At 65.5% G+C, this 17448-nt stretch carries 17 protein-coding genes and 1 riboswitch; of the genes, 9 read left to right on the forward strand and 8 right to left on the reverse strand.

What is annotated here, in order from left to right; all coding sequences use genetic code 11:
* The first annotated feature begins 84 nt into the window (after nt 1-84).
* Complete coding sequence (locus tag ACSS7Z_RS06730; protein WP_438253734.1) at nt 85-522, forward strand: VOC family protein; 438 nt, start codon at nt 85-87, stop codon at nt 520-522.
* On the opposite strand, the gene ACSS7Z_RS06735 is transcribed toward ACSS7Z_RS06730, so the two are convergent.
* Complete coding sequence (locus ACSS7Z_RS06735) at nt 523-750, reverse strand: RNA-binding S4 domain-containing protein (RefSeq protein WP_438253735.1); 228 nt, start codon at nt 748-750, stop codon at nt 523-525.
* A gap of 140 nt (nt 751-890) precedes the next feature.
* On the opposite strand from ACSS7Z_RS06735, the gene ACSS7Z_RS06740 reads away from it, so the two are divergent.
* From ACSS7Z_RS06740 to ACSS7Z_RS06755, 4 genes are all read left to right on the forward strand, one after another.
* Nucleotides 891-2129 carry an MFS transporter gene (locus tag ACSS7Z_RS06740; RefSeq protein ID WP_438253736.1) on the forward strand — a complete coding sequence of 413 codons (1239 nt, stop codon included), beginning with the start codon at nt 891-893 and terminating at the stop codon, nt 2127-2129.
* Complete coding sequence (locus ACSS7Z_RS06745; RefSeq protein WP_438253737.1) at nt 2126-3127, forward strand: DUF2804 domain-containing protein; 1002 nt, start codon at nt 2126-2128, stop codon at nt 3125-3127. Before ACSS7Z_RS06740 ends, ACSS7Z_RS06745 begins: the two co-directional genes overlap by 4 nt.
* Before the next feature lie 89 nt (nt 3128-3216).
* A complete protein-coding gene (locus ACSS7Z_RS06750) occupies nt 3217-4218 on the forward strand; it encodes a hypothetical protein (protein ID WP_438253738.1) in 1002 nt (333 codons plus the stop codon).
* Nucleotides 4219-4244: 26 nt separating this feature from the next.
* Nucleotides 4245-4529, forward strand: coding sequence for a PadR family transcriptional regulator (locus tag ACSS7Z_RS06755; RefSeq protein WP_438253739.1), 285 nt, complete (start codon nt 4245-4247; stop codon nt 4527-4529).
* A 43-nt stretch (nt 4530-4572) separates the two neighbouring features.
* On the opposite strand, the gene zapE is transcribed toward ACSS7Z_RS06755, so the two are convergent.
* The 7 genes from zapE to ACSS7Z_RS06790 all read right to left on the reverse strand — a co-directional run bounded on the left by zapE (nt 4573) and on the right by ACSS7Z_RS06790 (nt 11772).
* Entirely contained in the window at nt 4573-5574 is a 1002-nt protein-coding gene (gene zapE, locus ACSS7Z_RS06760; protein ID WP_438253740.1) for a cell division protein ZapE, read from the reverse strand.
* Complete coding sequence (locus ACSS7Z_RS06765) at nt 5571-6494, reverse strand: J domain-containing protein (RefSeq protein ID WP_438253741.1); 924 nt, start codon at nt 6492-6494, stop codon at nt 5571-5573. The genes zapE and ACSS7Z_RS06765 overlap by 4 nt, the downstream gene beginning before the upstream one ends.
* On the reverse strand, nt 6494-7210 hold the full coding sequence (gene pnuC, locus ACSS7Z_RS06770) for a nicotinamide riboside transporter PnuC (protein WP_438254270.1): 717 nt from the start codon (nt 7208-7210) through the stop codon (nt 6494-6496). The genes ACSS7Z_RS06765 and pnuC overlap by 1 nt, the downstream gene beginning before the upstream one ends.
* Before the next feature lie 73 nt (nt 7211-7283).
* Nucleotides 7284-7412: riboswitch (FMN riboswitch) on the reverse strand.
* 42 nt (nt 7413-7454) lie between these two features.
* Complete coding sequence (locus ACSS7Z_RS06775) at nt 7455-9125, reverse strand: HNH endonuclease signature motif containing protein (protein WP_438253742.1); 1671 nt, start codon at nt 9123-9125, stop codon at nt 7455-7457.
* Nucleotides 9126-9226: 101 nt separating this feature from the next.
* Nucleotides 9227-10150 (reverse strand): DUF808 domain-containing protein, encoded by a 924-nt coding sequence (locus ACSS7Z_RS06780; RefSeq protein ID WP_438253743.1) that lies wholly within the window; start codon nt 10148-10150, stop codon nt 9227-9229.
* A 39-nt stretch (nt 10151-10189) separates the two neighbouring features.
* The gene (locus ACSS7Z_RS06785) at nt 10190-11026 is read right to left on the reverse strand and encodes an SDR family NAD(P)-dependent oxidoreductase (RefSeq protein ID WP_438253744.1); all 837 of its coding nucleotides are present in this window, start codon (nt 11024-11026) and stop codon (nt 10190-10192) included.
* Between the two features lie 35 nt (nt 11027-11061).
* Nucleotides 11062-11772: a FadR/GntR family transcriptional regulator gene (locus tag ACSS7Z_RS06790; protein WP_438253745.1), complete on the reverse strand. Its 711-nt coding sequence runs from the start codon at nt 11770-11772 to the stop codon at nt 11062-11064.
* A 145-nt stretch (nt 11773-11917) separates the two neighbouring features.
* On the opposite strand from ACSS7Z_RS06790, the gene ACSS7Z_RS06795 reads away from it, so the two are divergent.
* From ACSS7Z_RS06795 to ACSS7Z_RS06810, 4 genes are all read left to right on the forward strand, one after another.
* A complete protein-coding gene (locus ACSS7Z_RS06795; RefSeq protein WP_438253746.1) occupies nt 11918-13516 on the forward strand; it encodes an ABC transporter substrate-binding protein in 1599 nt (532 codons plus the stop codon).
* 96 nt (nt 13517-13612) lie between these two features.
* Nucleotides 13613-14569: an ABC transporter permease gene (locus ACSS7Z_RS06800; RefSeq protein ID WP_438253747.1), complete on the forward strand. Its 957-nt coding sequence runs from the start codon at nt 13613-13615 to the stop codon at nt 14567-14569.
* Nucleotides 14570-14571: 2 nt separating this feature from the next.
* Complete coding sequence (locus tag ACSS7Z_RS06805) at nt 14572-16626, forward strand: dipeptide/oligopeptide/nickel ABC transporter permease/ATP-binding protein (protein ID WP_438253748.1); 2055 nt, start codon at nt 14572-14574, stop codon at nt 16624-16626.
* Nucleotides 16623-17429, forward strand: coding sequence for an ABC transporter ATP-binding protein (locus ACSS7Z_RS06810; protein ID WP_438253749.1), 807 nt, complete (start codon nt 16623-16625; stop codon nt 17427-17429). The genes ACSS7Z_RS06805 and ACSS7Z_RS06810 overlap by 4 nt, the downstream gene beginning before the upstream one ends.
* Nucleotides 17430-17448: the final 19 nt, after the last annotated feature.

The raw sequence follows: 17448 nt of genomic DNA on the forward strand, positions 1-17448 counted from the left end.
GACCGTAGGTATCCTCGCAGCTGTGCCCATCGGAATCGTCGCATCCCCTGGTGGCGTTGCACGGTCCTCGGTAGCGTTGGCCGCATGTCCATCAGGTTCGAGAACGTCGGGATCGCTGTGCGCGACCTCGAAGCGACGATCGCGTTCTTCACAGACCTCGGACTCACCGTGGTCGGACGCGACACCGTCAGTGGCGAATGGGCCGATACGGCCGTCGGGCTCGACGGCAATCACGCGAAGATCGCGATGCTCGAGACGCCAGACGGCCACGGCCGCATTGAGCTCTTTGAGTACATCCACCCCGAAGCGATCGAGACCGAACCCACTCTTCCCAACGAGATCGGCATGCATCGCGTCGCCTTCTCCGTCGACGACATTGACGAAGCGCTCCAGGTCGCGGCCCGACACGGATGCTTCCCGCTTCGAGGTGTCGCGAACTATCAGGACGTCTACAAGCTCACTTATCTCCGCGGTCCGAGCGGGATTCTCGTGATGCTCGCCGAGGATCTGACGAAGGGCTGATCACGGCCGCACGCGAACCGTGCGCCCCTCGAACGACACCAGATCACCGTCGTGCAGCTGGCGTCCGCGTCGCCGCTCCTCTTCGCCATTGACGCTGACGTACCCGTCGATGATGACCTCTTTGGCGTCGCCGCCGGAGTCGAGAAGTCCCGAGAACTTCAGGAACTGGCCGAGGCGGATCATTTCGCCGCCGATGGAGATATCGTCGATCGGGTCGGTGCTGGTCACTCCTGAATGTTATATGGCGATACGTGCCATCCGTTTTGCAACGTGGCATTTTCGGGCATACTGTGAGTCTCGCACTCGCTGTGCCCGACGGTGAGATGCGTGAGGCGCTGCGGCGATGAAGCCGCGGAGGAGGAAGACCCATGAGCACTGTGCTGCCCGCACCACCGCGTACGACCGACCGTCGATTGATGACGTGGCTGTTCGTCATGAACGCCGCACTCCTGGCTTGCTACGCGAGTTTCATGGTCATCTTCATCCCCGATCAGGTGCAGCAGATCGACCCGGCGAACAAGGTCGCCAACCTGGCGATCGTGATGACTGCCGCCTCGATCGGTGCGATCATCATCCACCCGCTCATCGGCGCGTTCTCCGACCGCACCCGCAGCCGCTTCGGCCGGCGTGCACCGTGGATGGTCATCAGCGCCGCCACCGCTGCGCTGTGCATGGTGCTGCTCTCCGGTGCCGGCCAGCTCTGGACCCTCGGCGTCTACTGGGTGCTCGTCATGCTCGCGTTGAACGCGGTCGCCACCGCGCAGGCCGCAATCGTCCCGGACCGCATCCCGCGCGAGCGCTTCGGGGTGGCATCGGGAGTCCTGGCGATGGGGACGTTCGTCGGAATGGGCCTGGGCGTCGCTGGCGCCGGATTCTTCGCGAACAGCATCGGCATCGGCTACGCCACCTTCGGTGCGGTGATCCTCGTGGTCACGCTGCTGTTCACCATCTTCAACCGCGACTTCTCCTCGCGCGATCTTGAGGTGCCGCGCTTCAGCTGGAAGGAGTTCTTCGCGAGCTTCTACGTCAGCCCGAAGCTCTACCCCGACTTCTGGTGGGCGTTCGCCGGCCGCTTCCTGCTGATCCTCGCGTACCAGAGCGTGCAGTCGTACCTGCTGTACATCCTGCGCGACTACATCGGCGTCTCCGATGCAGAATCCACCGCTCTGAGCACGCCGCTGACCGCCGTGATGCTCGTTGGTGCCCTCGCGACAGCATTCATCACCGGCAAGATCAGTGACCGGATACAGCGCCGCAAGATCTTCGTGATCGTGGCGTCGCTGATCATGGCCGCCTCGCTCGCTATTCCTCTGTTCGCACCGAGCATCGGCGGCATGTTCGCGCTCGCGTCGATCTTCGGACTCGGTTACGGCGTCTACATGAGCGTCGACTCAGCCCTGATGAACGAGGTGCTGCCCAAGGCGGAGGCAGCCGCGAAGGACCTCGGCATCCTGAACATCGCCACGACTCTTCCCCAGGCGATGACCCCGGTGATCGTCTGGGCCCTGATCGCTATCACCGGCAGCTACACCGCGGTGTTCATCGCCGGCATCGTGTTCGCGATCGTGGGCGCACTGTCGGTCATTCCGATCAAGAGCGTGCGATGAGCGATCACGAGATCACCGAGCCGGTTCCGCTCACCGATGATCGAGGGCGGTTGAATCCGGCATCCATCGGGTGGGCGAGACAGCAACTGCACGACACCGACGGGGTCGGACGCGGATGCTACGGCTGGGGCCGCACGAAACGTTGGGAGTATTGGGGGATCGTCACCCCGACGCACATCTTCGCACTCACGATCGGCGGGCTCGACTACGCGAACGTCCGCCAGGTGTGGGTGCTGGAGCGCGCGACGCTCACCGCGATCGACGCCTTCGAGATCTCGCCGCTCGGCCGTGGGCTCTCGATGACCGGAACCCACGGAGCCGGAGTGAACACCTCACGCGGACGCACGATAGATCTTCGTTTTGAAGATTCGGATGCCGGCACCAGACTGCTCGCGCGCACTCCGCGCGTGCAGGTCGAAGTGCTCGCGGAAACCCGCCCGGGGCACGAGGCGATGGGGCTGGCGTCACCGCACAGTAGGTTCCTCGTCGACTACACGGTCAAGGACGTCGACCGCCCCACCACCGGAACGATCACGATCGACGGCGTCCGGCACGATGCATCCGGATTCGCCGTGCTCGACCATGCGCGCTCGCGCGGCCCGTACCGCACGGACTGGAACTGGGGCGCCGCCGTCGGCGAGGTGGATGGCAAACGGATCGGCATCAACTTGGGCGGGGGAGGACCAGACGGCCTCCGCAATGGCATCTCGCACACCGGCGTGACGATCGACGGCCGCGTCCATAAGATCCCCACAGTGCTGGAGTGGGAGTTCGATCCGTCGAACTGGATGGCGCCGTGGCGCATGACCACCGACCGCATGGAACTGACTTTCACGCCCTTCTATGACCGCTACGCGCGCACGAACCTGCTGCTGATCCGCTCGACGACGCACCAGTGCTTTGGGGTCTTCACCGGTCGGGTGCAGACCGATGAGGGCGAATGGCTCACGATCGACGGCCTGGAGGGCTGGGCGGAGGACGTGCACAACCGCTGGTGAGGCGGGGCGCGTTGGTACGCGCTGTCGAAGTTGCGAGCGCTTCCCGGATGATGCAGTATCTAGATACGAAATGTATCTAGATACTAGGGATGAGCATGGCGTCAATCGATGACTGGCCGGAGCGCGACAAGAAGTGGGCCTCGCGATACATGGTTGCCGTTGCGCACCCCCGTGTTCCCTCGGAGGCTCGCGAAGAACGGGCGCGTGAGCTGATTTCGTCGCTGCACGCGGCAGACGTGTCTGCCGATGTTCTCTTCGGCGACCCGGTGGAAATCGCCCGGGAAGATGTTCTTGCGCTCGGGACTGAGGATGAAGCCGTTGCCGCTTCAGAGGGTGGCGGGCTGCGGCAGGCGCTCGCCTACACCGGCACGGCCCTGACGTTCTTGGGTGCTTCGAGTGCGCTGGTGATGTTGACTCGCGGTGTGTGGCGAACCGACATCGGCGTCGGGCAACTGTGGGTCGTGCTCGGCATTGCCGCCGCAACGATCGCCGCGAATCTCGCCTGGACGCTTTTCATCGCCGGCAGAGCAAGATGGGCGATCGGCTTCGGCGTCGGAGGTGTTGCGGTCATGCTCGCCTGCGTCGGCGTGGCTGCGAACGCGGACCCCGACCGTACGCTGTTCGCCGACGTGCCGATCTGGATGCTGATGATTGCCATGGTGCTGCCCGGTGTCGCTGTACTCCTGGTGGCGCGTGCGGTTCCTCGGCGGCCCCTCCGATCCGCCTGGTCGGATGACGAGTGGCTCGCCCGCTTTCGTGGCGCAATGCGCAGCCGCGGAATCTCCGAGAAGGCCGCTCGGGAGCATGAGCGCAGTGTTCGAGCTGCCGCGCACGGGGACTGTTACGGAGAGTTCGGCCATCCGGTCGCGTTCGCGCGGTCTCTGGCCGCTGAGGACAACAGCGCAGCAGTACGCCGCTGGCGCTGGAGCACTTCCTTCGGCGTCGGGGTCCCGCTGATGCTGTGTGTCCTGATTTCGTTCACCGGGTCCTTCGGTGCGTGGAAGGAGCCCGCCATGCTCTTTCTCTTCATCAGCAGCGTTGTCACCGGTTACATGAACTGGCGGCATCGACCGAGAGGACAGGCGCAGTGAGCCTCGCATCCTGGCAGCGAGCGTCAATGCCGATGTTGATCCTCAGCGTGCTGGCGGCGCAGCCCCGACATGGGTACGGCATCTCGCAGGCGCTCGTCGAGGCGGGCCTCCAGCCGATCAAGGGTGCCCAGCTGTATCCGACTCTCGTGAAGATGGAAGCCGAGGGTGCGATCTCCGCCGTGTGGGAGCCAGCCGCTTCGGGCCCTGCTCGCAAGGTCTACTCGGTCACTGATCTCGGACAGGAGAACCTCGCGGCCTTGCGCGCCGAGTGGGAGGTGTTCCTCGCAGCGTCTCGAGCGCTCGGCGTCTGAGCGGTGCACGTCCGGCCGTGTGCGCGTCAGGCCGTGTGCGGGGTCAGGCCATTCGCTTGTCGGCGGTTTGCCGCAGCAACTGCATTCGGCTCACCATGCGAAACGCGTCGGGCCGAGCGGTCGCTGCGGCGAGGAACTCGGGCAGCGTGTGCGTCGAGACGAAGGTCGTCGCAACGCCGAGGTCAGCGATCACGTCGACGGCGTTGATGAAGCGCTGCTGCGCTTCGCGGTCGACGACATCGAAGGCGGGCACGTCGGTCACCACCCAACGCGGATGGATGCGCGCCCACTCCAGATACTCGATTGTCGAGGTCGGCGTCTCGCAGAGCTGATGGAACGAGATCCACAGCTCGTCTTCGCGGATCGCGAGCACCGGAAACTCGCGGCCCCGCACAGGCGAGAAGGTCGCCTCATCTTCGGCTGGCGCAGGTTCTGGGACGGTGTGCGTCCACGTGCCGGCGGCGAAACCGCTCGAATGATCCTGAGGGGTGGCGCGGTAGTCGGTCGGACCAGCGAGCTCGAACGTCTGCATATTCTCGGTGATGAGCGCGATTCCCGGTTCGAACATGTGGTGCCAGACAGGGTTCGGCAGTAGGTCGGCGGGTGCATAGTTCGACGTGGCGAACACGATCAGATCCTGCCGGAAGACGTGCTCCAGCAACCGGGTGAGCAATCGGGCGTCCCCGGAGTCGTGCACATGAAATTCGTCGAAGAACAGCACGCGGGAATCGCCCACGACATCGTCGATCGCGCGCTCGACGGCATCCTGCTCGTCGCGCCGGCGATGGATGCTGCGGTGCAGAGCATCCAAAAATCCGTGGAAGTGCACGCGGGTCTTGCGCGGCGTCGGCAACGCGTCGAAGTAGGCGTTCGCGATCCACGACTTCCCGCGTCCGGCTGGCCCGTGGATGAACAGGCTGCCATCCGCGCGGGTGACGCGTGCGAGCTCAGCGATCAGCTCGCGCTGCGTATCATCGAGCGCGAACCCGGCGGATGCTGCCTTCGCCTCGATCGTGGCGAGAGCCCGGGAGGATGTGACCCTCACACGAACCGCACGGTCTGCTGCAGTCGGGTGCGCACATCGAACAGTTCGTTGCCGCCGATGTCGCGCGCACCCGGCACGCCGCGGCGGAGTACGGTCGCCAGCGCGCTGCGCCGCACGACGACCACCGGGATGCCACGCACCTTGCCGAGCTCGTTGATCGCCTGCTCGAGATCGTCATCCGGCAGCACCACGATCGCCCCGCCGAAGCGCACGCGCGCGGCCTTGGCGATCACGCGCATGCGGGCGAGCAGGGTCGCCACTGGCGCCCGACCGTCCACGCCGCGTCCGATGATCTCGCCACGACGGAACCGCACGACCTCGCTGAAATCCTCCGACAGGATGCCGTAGAGCCCGGACGGGCTGAGCACCACGTGGTCGAGCTTGGCATCGGCATCCGCCCCCGCTTGAACGTCGTGCCACACGGTGAACCCCATGCCGAGATCCGAGACGGTGCGCGCAGTCTCCTCCTCGGCGAGGGCGTCGGCGAGCAGTCGCCGCACCTCGCGCGGCGCGGATCGCACCAGCGCCGGCTCATAGGGGTCGGGCACGTCGACGCCGTGGCCCGCCCACTCGCGGATCAGTCGCAGGTAGCGCTCGCGTCGCCAGCCTCCCGGATGTCCGTACGAGCGAGCGCGCGGACGCGTGTCGGTCTGCGGGCGGGGCGGCTGCCAGCCGTCCCAGCTCGGTTCATCGGATGCTGCCGAGAAACCGTGCCCGCGGTCATATGCGGCGCGGCCCTCGGGGGTGCCGATGAGATCCCAGGCGCGCTGCACCTGGATGAAGTCGGCGGCATCACCGCCGGTGTCTGGGTGCGTCTGACGCAGCCTCAGCCGGTACGCGCGACGCAGCTCATCGTCTGTCGCCGTCGGGTCGACGCCGAGAACCTCGTAGGCAGACGCGGAAAGGGGGCTGTCGAACATCAGTCCCTATTGTCCTCCACTTCGACCACGCGGGGATCCGGCATGATCGTGTCGATCTTCGGTTTGGCGTTCGTGTGCGCTCGCCACCAGACGACGAAGCCGACCGCGGTGAAGACGCCGTAGAAGACGTACATGAACCCGGTGGCGTAGTAACCGGCGCTGAACAGCAGGGGTACGCCGACGATGTCGACCGCCACCCAGATGAGCCAGAACTCCGTCCACCCCTTGGCCATGCCGTACGTCGCCAGGAGTGAACCGACAAAGGTCCAGGCATCCGCCCACACCGGTTCGTATGATCCGAGCACGCGGAACAGCGGCGTGAGGGCGAGGGTACCGAGCACCATGACGAGGACGAGACCGATGCGCGCACCGCTCGGCGCCCAGCGTGGGGTCACCTGACCGTTGTCGGCTCTCGCCTGGCGCCAGCGGATCCAGCCGTAGATCGCGACCGCGATGAACATGACCTGGCGTCCGGCCTGACCGAGCAGATTCGGCAGGGAGTGCTCGGGGCTGAGGATCGACCCGAGGAACACTGTCAGAAGCAGCAGGTTTCCGACGATGCCGACGGGCCAAGCCCAGATTCTGCGGCGCATGCCGCCGAGCGCGCTTGCGAGACCGAAGATGTTGCCGACGACCTCGCGGATCAGCAGTGTTTGCCCGCCGGGCAGCATCCATTGGGAGTTGAAGGCGTCAACGAGCCAGCGCAGAAGTTCCACGGTCATCCTCTCGGCGTCGGTGCTGCCGAGGGTGATGAGGGTCGATCTCTCGCGTCACCGCGAAATGTCGACCATCGTGCTTCTCCCATCCAGACTGTGACTGTCGGTACCGGAATTTCACCGGTTCAACCTCGGCCCCGGAGGGCTTCGGGTCGCGGACTATGACCGCCGGTTCGGAATTACACCGACCCCGGAGCACGTGTGTGTTCACTCGGAACAATACCCTGATGGGGCGTGTGAGCACTCACCAGGTGGCCCACGCGGCGACGCGCTCGGTGTCGAGGGCTTCGTCGACGGCTCGATAGTCCAGGTGGGGCGATCGCCATTTTCCGTAGGGATCCCACCAGGTGGGACCGCGGACTTCGGGCACCCCGTTGCGCATGCGAACCTGCCAGATTTGCTCATCCAGGGTGCGGTGGTGATGCCAGCACAGGGGAACACCGTTGCTTGTGTGGGTCGGCCCGCCGCGGGCGTGTTCGATCACATGATGGATCTCGCACCATTCCGCACGGATGTCACACCCGGGAATGAGGCATTTTCGGTCGCGGAGCACGATTGCCTGGCGTTGACGGCCGGTGAAAATGCGCGCACTGGTGCTGATCGCGACGATCGCGCCATGCTCGTCGAAGAGCACTCGTTCGACCCCGCCTGCACATGCCGCATGGTCGGCGGCGCCGAGGGGGACGTCGTATCCGGCGCCCTCCACGGTGGCTCGCCCGGTGCGGTTGGCGAAGTCTTCGTCGCGTACGGACACGACGAGGGTTGGCGCAGCGCCGCTGAGTGTGGGCATGCCTCCGGATGCTGCGGCGACCATCACGATGCTCGCGAACGCGTCGTGCCGCTTCTGCGCATGCGTGCGCAGATCGGCCGCCTCAGGTGGAGGCGATGCGGCTTTGTGAGCCGGGAGGCCATCGGCGCGGTCGAAGAGCCCCGCATCATCATCGGCGGTCGCGGCAGCAGGCGTGGCGCTGTATTCGGCCTCGGGGTCGGCGTCAGCGTCATTACTGCCCTCGTCATCACTCACGTCGTCGTCGGAGGGGCGGAATCGCACGGGACCTCCAGCGCGAGCCTCGTCATCCGCTTTCGGGTTCATCAGGCTGTCGACCAGCTTCTCCAGCTGTGCGGCGACCTCCGGGAGCAGCTCGCCGCGCACGGGCACGGATCCGTCCCGCAGGCGTCCGATCGTGAAGTAGCGGCGTCGCTTGCCCGCACGGTCTTTCGGCTCGGCGCCGTCCGGGTCGAGGCGGGCGATGATGTGCGCGGTGAGTCCGGCCAACTCATCGGTCGTCGGCGGCGGTGCGCTCTCGCCACCGTCACCGCGCGCGGCACTGTCCGCGCCACCGTCCGCGCCACCGTCCGCGCCACCGTCCGCGTCATCACCACCATCGCCGTCCAGCGGGAGCCCAGTCGCGAACCGCGCAAGCACCGCATCTGCGGCCAAGCGATCGGCGAGCCCGATCCGCGCGGCTTTTTGCAGTGGCACCGTGCAGGCCAAGAACCCGCTCACTGACATCGCCCCATCAGCCAGCGCTGCGGCCAGCTGGGGAAACCGCCCCGGCAGCAGCCCGCCCGATGTGATGTCGAACTCCCGGTGCACGGCAGTGGCCGCGGTGACGTACCGGCGGGCGGCATACCCGTCGACAAGAAGCGTTCGCCGCAACACCTCGGCAGCATCCCGGCATCCGAGCTGTGTGCTCAGTCGTGCCGCACGTTCACACTGATCCCGCTCAACCACACGATCTGTGGCCTCGACGATCGCACCATCCAACCGGCGTTGGATACGCCCCATAGCCTGCACGACGTCGAGAAGCTCACCATCGTCGACGAGTCGTACCCCGCCACGCACCGCAGAATCCGTCATCGCGTCGGCCAGCTGCCGATCGATGCGCTCCAACTGCTCTGCGAGGGATGTCATACTCCTATTGAACAGGGGGCCACCGACATTGAAATGCCAGGTCAGGGGCTATTCAGGAACTGTGGATAACTCCTCATCCGGCGCGGGCTGTGGAGAACAGGTCACGCCGCTGCGGCCACTTTCATCGGCGAGTCGCCGCCCTCGGTGAACGACGGTCGCTTGCCCAGCATCCGCCCGATCAGCAGGACGATACCCACGACGATCAGGCCGACCGCGAGCCCGGCGATCGCCGAAACCAGCGTCTCGCCGATCCATGCCACCACGCCGCCCAGCGGCAGCAGCAGCTCGTGAATCCCGTGCAGCATGTCGCTGAAGAAGACCAGCCCCACCTCGCCGAGATTCGCCAGCAGCAGGTGCCCACCGACCCACAGCATCGCGACGGTTCCCACGACGCTGATGACCCGGAACACCGCCGGCATCGACCGGACGATCCGAGCGCCGGCATGGCGCACACGCCGGGAGGGGTTCTTCGCCATCTTCAGCCCGATGTCATCGATCTTCACCAGCAGTGCGACAGCGCCGTAGACGATTCCCGTCATCATCGCCGCTATGACGGCGAGGATGGCCAGGGTCATCCCGAAACTCAGGCCGGCTTCGAGGTTCGACAGCGAGATGAGCATGATCTCGGTGGACAGGATCAGGTCGGTGCGAATCGCACCCCACACCAGTTTGTTCTCGTTACGGGCACCCTCTTCGACATGGCCGTGATGGAAGCCGAACCACTCCAGCACCTTCTCGGAACCCTCGAAGCAGAGATACGCACCGCCGATGATCAGCAGATACGGCAGCACCCACGGCGCGAACGCCGTCAGCAGCAGGGCGATCGGGATGATGATGACGAACTTGTTCACCAGTGAGCCGAGCATGATTTTCGCGACCACGGGCAGCTCGCGTGCCGGGGTGATCCCCTGTACATACTGCGGGGTCACTGCGGCATCGTCGATCACGACACCGGCGGATTTCGCCGACGCTTTGAGCGCTGCGGCGAGAATGTCATCGACGACGGCGAGCAGACCAACCGACATGTGCGTCCCCCAGGGGTTCAGAAAAGCGAGAGCACCAGACTACCTACCGGCGTGCCCGGTGAACTGGTCCATCGATGAGTACACCTTGAATACCCGATCGGCCACGAGATCCCATGCCCGCGTCGGCAGAATTCCGCGCAGTGCCATCGCGAGTTTCACGGTCCACGGGCGCAGCACCATGGGCGTGCCCTTCAGCATCCCGCTCCATGCCGCTGACGTGGCACGTCGCGGAGTCATGATCGGCGTCAGCAGCGGACCGCGCGCACCCTCGAACATGCCGGTCGATACGAAACTCGGGCAGAACGTGGTCACCTTGATGTGCCGGTGCCCGGCGGCTTGCAGCTCGAGGCGCACGGATTCACCCCACCCGATCAGTGCCCATTTGGATGCCGCGTACACGCTCATATTCGGATTCGCCAGCGTTCCCGCGGCGGAGGCGATGTTCAGGATGCGCTTCGGGCGTGAAGTGTCTGCGATCATCGCCGGCAGCACTTCGCGGGTCAGCCACATCGCCGCCAGCGTGTTGATGCGCATCGTCGCTTCGATGTCGCGCTCCGGATCGTCCTCCCAGAACGGGCCACCGCGCACGATCCCGGCATTGTTGATGATCACATCGGGCGTGCCGAAGTCGACGCGCACCTGCTCGATGCCGCGGGCGATCTCCTCCTGGCGCGATACATCCACCCGGTAGGCGCGCACCCCGATGCCGGACTGTGCAAGCTCCGTGGCGAGGGTGGTGGCGGCTTCCTCATCGATATCCCACAGCGCGACGGCGCGCGCGTGTGCGGCGATCGCGCGCCGGGCATAGATCTCACCCATTCCGCGCGCGGCGCCGGTGATGAGGACAAGAGCATCAGTGATCGGATTGTCAGCCATACGATCACCGTAGGACACCGGATGCTCCGGCGCGATCAATCCAGTTGAGCGAGGCTCCGCTGCAGCGGAGCGTAATGCTCCACGACGGCCTGCCGATATGCTTCGACGTCTCCGGCGCGCGCCGCGCGCAGCATGTCGCCGTGCGCCTTCGCGGTGTGGTGGATATCGGCGGGAGGTGCAATGCTGAGCTGGGGGAGCGCGGCGGTGTGCACGTCCCAGAAGGCGCCCACGAGCTGCCCGGCCAGGTGATTGCCGGTCGCATCGAACAGTGCGGTGTGGAAGATCCGGTCCTCTTCGAGGAAGAGCTTGCCCTGCTCGGCTTTCTCGATCATCGCGGTAACGAGTTGATCCAGCTCGGGGTCTTCTTCCCCCTGAGCCGCGTCGACCACGCGTTCGGCCATCGACAGATCCAGCGCCAGGCGCACCTCGACTACTTCGCGCAACGCATCCAGTGAACCCTCGGGATTCAGCACGCCCCGGAAGACGAGCGTCTCGACCATGGGTGCCAACGACATCCCTCCGACATAGGTGCCGTGGCCGTGGCGCACGTCGACGATGTCGAGCGTCGAAAGGGTGCGGATCGCCTCGCGAACCGACGATCGCGAAACGTCGAGGGTCTCGCACAGCTCGGCCTCAGTCGGGAGCGGGTCACCAGGGGAGAGCTCCCGCGAGAGGATGAGCTGTTTGATCTGGTCCGCCGTGGTGGAGCGCCGCATGCGTGACGCTCGACTCTGGGTGGAGTTCATCTTCTGGACCTCTCGTACTGCGTAATGTGCATTCGCGACGACGACTCGATCATCCCACTCTTGTGCTTCGGACGATCATGTGTTTAGAGTACATCAGACATCAGATGTCCTCAAGATGTCCGACACCCCCCACCCTGGAGCACACATGAACCGAAACATCACCCGCAGTCGCGGTGGTCGATTCGCCATCGCGGTTGCCGGCACAGTCGCCACAGCCGTCGTGTTGGCCGGCTGCAGCGCCGGAGCAACCAACGCACCCGAACCCGGAGCAGCATCGGGCGAAATCGACCCGAACGGCATCATCGAAGCCGGCATTTCTTACGCCCTCAGTGGCAGCTTCGATCCGATGGTGGCATCCGGTGCCGTCACCGTCGCAGCGAACTGGCACATTTTCGAGGGTCTCGTCGATCTCGATCCCGCGACGCGTGAGGCCTATCCGGCGCTCGCCGCCGATATGCCCACAAAGGTCGACGACACCACCTATGAGATCGACATCCGTGAGGGTGCGACCTTCCACAACGGTGATCCGGTCACCGTCGACGACGTCATCTACAGCTATGAGCGCGTCCTCGACCCGGCCAACAACTCGCTGTTCACCAGCTACATCGACTTCATCGACACGGTCACCGCCGTCGACGACGACACCATCCGGATCACCACCGACTTCCCGTTCTCGCTCATCGAAGATCGCCTCGGAATCGTCAAGATCGTCCCGCAGGCGCTCGTGGAGGAAGACCCGGAGGCGTTCGGCGCCAACCCGGTCGGCACCGGCCCGTACTCGCTCGTCTCAGCCACGCCCGAGGACAAGGTCGTGTTCGAGCGTTTCGAGGACTACAACGGCACGCGCCCCGCGCTCGCTGCCGGCATGAACTGGAACCTGCTTGCGGATGCATCCGCTCGTGTCACTGCGATGTCGACCGGCACGATCCAGGCGATGGAAGACGTCCCCTACATCGATGCCGAGGGTCTCGCGGCCACGGTCGATGTTGAGACGGTGCAGTCATTCGGTCTGCTCTTTGCGATGTTTAACACCAAGGCCGCACCGTTCGACGACGTGCGCGTGCGCCAGGCACTGTTCTACGCACTCGACATGGACAAGATCATTGAGACCGGCATGCTCGGCAACGCCGAGGCTACCACCTCGTTCCTGCCCAAGGATCACCCGGACTACCAGGAGGCGTCGACCGTTTACACCTACGACGCCGACAAGGCCACGGCTCTTCTCGAAGAGGCGGGCGTATCCGATCTGTCGATCGACCTGCTGATGACCGACACCGGTTGGGTGAAGGAAGTCGCGCCGCTCATCAAGGAGTCCCTGGATGCCGTCGGCATCAAGGTCAACCTCGAGATCCTGCAGTCGGCAGCCGTCTACGAGCGCGTCGACTCGGGTGACTACACCGTCGCAATCGCACCGGGAGACCCCTCCGTCTTCGGAAACGACCCCGACCTGCTGATGAACTGGTGGTTTGCGCCCGGCGTCTGGACTGAGACCCGTACCCAGTGGGCTGACACGGCGGAGTTCGCCGAGCTCCGCGGCCTGATCGAGGGCGCAGCGCAGCAGGAAGGTGCCGAACAGGGCGAGACCTGGGGCCAGGCCTTCGATCTCATGTCGGAGCAGGTCAGCCTGTACCCGCTGTTCCACCGCCAGCTGCCCACCGCATGGAACGGCGCAGAGCTGAGCGGCTTCCAGCCGGTCCCGACCACCGGACTGTCGTTCCTCGACGTGGGCGTGATCGCCAAGTAACCGGCTCGCACCCCACCGCGGGGGTGCGCTTCCCCCGGGCGCACCCCCGCAACCCCCGCGAACCCAGAACCCCGAACCAACCGGAAGGAACGGCACGTGTCCAACACGCTCCGTCTCATCGGCAGGCGTCTCCTCCAACTGCCGCTGATGATCCTCGGCATCACATTCCTCGTTTTCTTCGTGATGTCGTTCTCGCCCGTCGATCCCGCGCGCAACGCGCTGGGCGAAACCGCATCGCCGGAGGCGCTGGAGGCCTACCGCGAATCGCACGGGCTGAACCTTCCCCTGCTCGTGCGCTACGTAAACTTCCTGTTCGGCATGGTGCAGGGCGATCTCGGCACCTACTCCGCCCGCAGCCTGCCGGTGATCGATGAGGTCATTCGCGCCTTTCCCGTCACCCTGGCGCTGACTTTTCTCGGCCTCATCATCGCGGTGATCGTGGCATTCCTGATCGGTGTGCTCGCAGCCGTCTACCGCGACCGCTGGCCCGACCAGCTGATCCGCGTCTTCGGTGTGGCAGCGCTGTCCACTCCTTCCTTCTGGCTGGCGATCCTGCTCATCCAGCTGTTCACCCTCGGACTCGGGGTGCTGCCGGCATCCGGTCCGCTTCCGGATTTCTGGACAGACCCGGCTGGCTGGCTCGCACGCATGACGCTTCCCGCTCTCGCGCTTGCCGTCCCCGTGATCGGGCAGCTCTCCCGCGTGGTGCGCACCTCGATGGTCGAGGAGCTCGACCGCGACTATGTGCGCACAGCCCTCGGTGCGGGCATCCCGCGCGTGGTGGTCGTCGGCCGCAACGTGCTGCGAAACGCCTTGATCACCCCGGTCACCGTGCTCGGCCTGCGTATCGGCTACCTGCTCGGCGGCGCCGTCGTGATCGAGATCATCTTCGCCATTCCCGGGATGGGAACCCTCATCCTCAACGGCGTGACCAACAACGAACCCAACCTCGTACAGGGTGTGACACTGGCCGTCTCGCTCGCCTTCGTCGTGATCAACATCATCGTCGACCTCCTGTACGTCCTCATCAATCCCCGAATCCGGGCGGTGTGACCATGCGACGCAAACTCACTGAACGACTCTCCGCTCCAGGACTGCGCCTCGGCGGCCTGTCTCTGGGCGCCATCATCTGCATCGTGTTGCTCGCGATCATCGCACTGGCCGCGGTGTTCGCGCCGCTGGTCACAGCGTACGATCCGCTTGCTTCCGGCGCGCCGGTGCAACCTCCGAGTGCCGACCACTGGTTCGGCACCGACCGGCAGGGCCGCGACATCTTCTCCCGGCTCGTGTACGGCGGCCGCTACTCGCTGGTGATCGGGCTCGGCGCGACTGCGATCGCGCTCGCCGCGGCCTGCGTCCTGGGCACCATCGCCGCCACCGCGCCGAAGTGGATCTCCGAAGTGCTGATGCGCATCATGGACGTTGTGATGTCGTTCCCCGGCATCGCGCTCGCCGCGGTCTTCGTCGCCGTGTTCGGAAAGTCGCTGCCGGTGCTGGTCCTCACGATCGCGTTCCTCTACGTGCCGCAGCTCACCCGTATCGTCCGCGCCAACATCCTCGACCAGTACGGCGAGGACTATGTCTCATCCGTGCGCGTCATGGGTGCGCGCACCGCACGCATCATCGTCAAACACGTCGCCCGCAACGCGATGGCTCCGGTGCTCGTGTTCGCCACGGTTCTCGTCGCCGATGCGATCATCTTCGAGGCGTCGCTGTCGTTCCTGCAGGCCGGCGTCCCCGACCCCGAGCCCAGCTGGGGCAATGTGATCGCGGCCGGCCGCAGCCTGCTGATGGCGGGGGCCTGGTGGGCGACATTCTTCCCGGGCATCGTGATCATGATCACGGTGCTGTGCCTGAACATCCTGTCCGAGGCGATGACCGATTCGATGGTTTCGCCACGTGCGCGCAAGATCACGGCGGATGCTGCCAACACCGAAGAATCCACGAGCGACCTCGAAGAGCTCGCCGCCGGTCCAGACGACACCAATGTGATCGTCACGATCGATACCGCCGTCAACCTCTCCGTGCCCAGCGGCGTGCCCGATGTGCTGGTTCCCGGCACCCCGGTCGTGCCACTGGAGGAGCGCCTGGCGCAACTGCGCGAGCGAGAGCTGGCCCGTACCGATCGCTTCATCTACACCGGTGACGACGCACCGCTTCTGGACGTGCAGGACCTGTGCATCTCGTTCCCCCGCCACGGCGATGTCGATGTGGTCGATCACGTCAACTTCACCGTGCGCCCCGGCGAGACGGTGGCGCTGGTCGGTGAATCCGGGTGTGGAAAGTCGATCACGTCGCTGGCGATCATGGGCCTGTTGGATGCCAAGGCGAACGTGCGCGGAAAGATCATGTTCGATGGCCAGGACCTGCTCCAGATGGACCAGAAAAAGCGCAACGCGCTCCGCGGGCACGACATCGCCATGATCTACCAGGACGCCCTGAGCTCCCTCAACCCGGCCATGCTGATCCGCGCGCAGATGAAGCAGCTCACCTCACGCGGCGGCACGCGCAGCGCCGAGGATCTGCTGGAGCTTGTCGGCCTCGACCCGAAGCGCACGCTCGCCTCGTACCCGCACGAGCTCTCCGGTGGTCAGCGTCAGCGCGTGCTCATCGCCATGGCACTCACCCGCGACCCGCGGCTGGTGATCGCCGATGAGCCCACCACCGCGCTGGATGTCACGGTGCAGGCGCAGGTCGTCGAACTGCTCATGCGCCTGCAGCGCGAGCTCGGCTTCGCGATGGTGTTCGTCTCGCACGACCTCGCGCTGGTGGCTGAACTCGCTCACCGCATCACCGTCATGTACGCCGGTCAGGTGGTGGAACAGGGCACCACACGCGAGGTGCTCACCCAGCCGGTGCACGAGTACACCCAGGGCCTGCTGGGAGCCGTGCTCTCGATCGAGGCGGGATCGGACCGCCTGCATCAGGTGTCCGGTGTTGTGCCGTCACCGCGCGACTTCCCGGCCGGCGACCGGTTCGCACCGCGCTCGTCCGACCCGGCGCGCTACGCGGGGGTCACCCCGGTGCGCCGCCAGATTCCCGGCACCGAGCACACCTACTCCGCGCATCCTGACGATGCGCCCGTCGAAGCGATCGGAGCGGGACGATGAGCGAAACCGTCATCGAACTGAAGGACGTGCACGTGCGCTACAAGTCGCGCAGCTCCACGCTCTTCCACCGGGAATACGTGGATGCTCTCGCCGGTGTCTCACTGAACGTGAAACGCGGGGAGACCCTCGGAATCGTCGGTGAGTCCGGCTCCGGCAAGTCGACGTCGGCGAAGGTGCTCATCGGCCTGGAGAAGCCGACCAGTGGACAGGTCGTGTTCGCCGGCGAACCGGTGCGATCCTTCACCCCGGCCGTTCGCAAGCGCCTCGGCCGCATCCTCTCGGTCGTCTTCCAAGACCCCGCGACGGCGCTGAATGCCCGGATGACGGTGCGCGACGCGCTGCTAGACCCGCTGCAGGTGCACCGCCTCGGCTCCGTCGCATCGCGCGGGCGCAAGATCCGCGATCTCATCGGGCTGGTGGGGTTGCCGGCATCCGCTCTGGATGCCCTACCCAGTCAGCTCTCCGGTGGACAGCGCCAGCGCGTGGCGATCGCCCGCGCGCTCGTTCTCGACCCGCAGGTGATCATCGCCGATGAGCCGACCAGCGCGCTCGACGTTTCGGTGCGCGCGCAGATCCTGAACCTGCTCACCGACCTCAAACAGCAGTTGGGGCTGGGGATGGTCTTCATCTCTCACGACATCCAGACCGTGCGGTACCTCTCTGACGAGATCGCCGTCATGAACAAGGGGCGCATCGTCGAGTTCGGCGACGCCGCCGCTGTGTTCGACAACCCCACCGATGACTACACCAGAACGCTGCTGGGCGCCGCGCCCTCGCTGCTCGAACCGACCTCGTCGCACTGACGAACCCACGAGATAAGAC

Origin of the sequence: Microbacterium wangyouchuni, from assembly GCF_051546305.1 — a bacterium.
Taxonomy (GTDB): Bacteria; Actinomycetota; Actinomycetes; order Actinomycetales; family Microbacteriaceae; genus Microbacterium.